This is a genomic window from Mycobacterium sp. TH-M82 (genome assembly GCF_057473605.1).
On the sequence record NZ_JBYCKY010000671.1, the window covers coordinates 1 to 1,949 of the forward strand.

Consider the following 1,949-nt stretch of genomic DNA (forward strand, 5'->3'; position numbering starts at 1 on the left):
GCGCGAACCCGCCATGTCAGCAGCCAGCCAAGCCGGGATGGTCAACAACCTCAAAGACGGCCTGGCCTGGGGCCTGTTTCCCATCCTGTTCGCCACCTCCGGACTATCGGTGTCGGGAATCGGTGTGCTGGCCGCCTTGTATCCCGCGGTGTGGGGGCTCGGGCAACTGTCCACCGGCGAGCTGTCGGATCGCTGGGGACGTAAGCGGCTCATCACCGCGGGGATGCTCGCCCAAGCCGGCGCGCTGGCCATCATTGCACTGGCTGGCACCTTCGCGGCATGGGCGTTGGCGGCCGTGCTGTTGGGGGCCGGCACCGCGTTGGTGTATCCCAGCCTGCTGGCCGTCGTCGGTGACGTGGCCCACCCGGCATGGCGGGGCCGGGCGGTCGGCGTGTACCGGTTGTGGCGCGACAGCGGATTCGCCGTCGGGGCGATCGTGTCCGGTGTCGTAGCCGACCTGTGGGGCCTGCGTGCCACGGTCTGGGTGGTGGCCGCGATCACCGCCGCCTCCGGGCTGATCGTCGCCGCCCGGATGTATGAAACCCACACCGACCCAAGCCAAGCCGCCGCCGAGCAGACGCCATGACAGTGGTCCGCCCGATCACGCGCCGCCACGATCATCGGCGACAACGCCTGAGGCTCCCCGCGATCGAGCTAAGGCGCGCTGGAACTTGGTTTAGTAATCTATAGATTTATGGATATTATGTCCGAAGAGCGGCTAGACCTCTTCGACCAACTCGCCCGGATCGGCAAGGTGGTCATGCACCCCAAGCGGATCGAGCTGTTGGAGCTGCTCTGCCAGGGCGAGCGCACCGTTGACGCATTGGCCCAAGCCGCCGGCCTCAAGTTCACCACCGCGTCGACGCACCTGCAGCTGATGCGCCGGGGTCGCCTCGTGGTGACCCGCCGCGAGGGCGTGCGCGTCTACTACCGTGCGGCGGGGGAAGAAGTCTGCCGGTTCGTGGCTGCGCTCGGGGATCTGGCCCGCGCCCGGCTTGCCGAGGTCGACCAAATCCTCCGCGACATCGGCGCGGATGAGCGCGCGACCGAAAGGGTCACCCGCCCTGAGCTTCTCCGTCGCGTGCGCGCGGGTGAGGTCGTCGTGATCGACGTGCGGCCGATCGAAGAGTATGAGGCCGGCCATATTCCCGGCGCTCTCTCGGTCCCCCTCGAATACCTGGAAGCCCGCCTGCACGAAATCGACTCTGCCGTCGAGATTGTCGCCTACTGCCGGGGACCACTCTGCCTGCTCGCCCCTCAAGCCGTGGCGACGCTGCGCGATCGCGGTCGTCAAGCCCACTGCCTGGAAGACGGGATGCCCGAATGGCGGCAGGCCGGGCTGCCGGTTGCCGTCGGCGCTGAAACCCCACCAGAGCCAGCACAGCGAAGATCAGGCGGCCGAAAAATCGAAACGACGCGCGCAACGAGCGCGCGGGCCAAGACCAAGAACCGGAGTCAGAAGTGAAATTCCTCGTCATTCTCAACGATCCCCCCTACGGCACCGAGCGCTGCTACAACGCGCTTCGCCTGGCCGGCTCGCTGGCCAGGCGCGAGGGGGTTGAGGTAAGGGTTTTCCTCTTCGGCGACGCGGTCGGCTGCGCCATGGCTAACCAAAAAGTCCCCGACGGCTACTACCATCTAGACCGCATGCTGCAGGGCGTGATCCGCCACGGCGGTGAGATCGGTTGCTGCGGAACCTGTATGGACACGCGCGCACTGTGCGAAGACGGTCTTGTCCAGGGGGCACGGCGGTCCACAATGGACGAGGTGACCGAGTGGACGCTGTGGGCCGACAAGGTGCTGAACTTCTGATGCCACAGCCAGCCACAGCCAACCGGAGGATGCAATGGCACGCTTTCTAGCGATGAGTTACGGCTCGCTGAGCTATGTGATGTTCCTGGCATCTTTTCTGTATGCGATCGGCTTCGTGGGCGATATCGCGGTCCCCC

Annotated in this window: 3 protein-coding genes; all 3 read left to right on the forward strand. The window is 66.1% G+C overall.

The genetic code is table 11. From position 1 onward, the window contains the following. On the forward strand, positions 1-586 hold a 586-nt coding region (locus AC2VON_RS19710; protein WP_486954459.1), incomplete at its 5' end, for an MFS transporter. 117 nt (positions 587-703) lie between these two features. Beyond that, positions 704-1,465: an ArsR/SmtB family transcription factor gene (locus AC2VON_RS19715; RefSeq protein WP_486954460.1), complete on the forward strand. Its 762-nt coding sequence runs from the start codon at positions 704-706 to the stop codon at positions 1,463-1,465. After that, positions 1,462-1,812 (forward strand): DsrE/DsrF/TusD sulfur relay family protein, encoded by a 351-nt coding sequence (locus AC2VON_RS19720; RefSeq protein WP_486954461.1) that lies wholly within the window; start codon positions 1,462-1,464, stop codon positions 1,810-1,812. The genes AC2VON_RS19715 and AC2VON_RS19720 overlap by 4 nt, the downstream gene beginning before the upstream one ends. Positions 1,813-1,949: the final 137 nt, after the last annotated feature.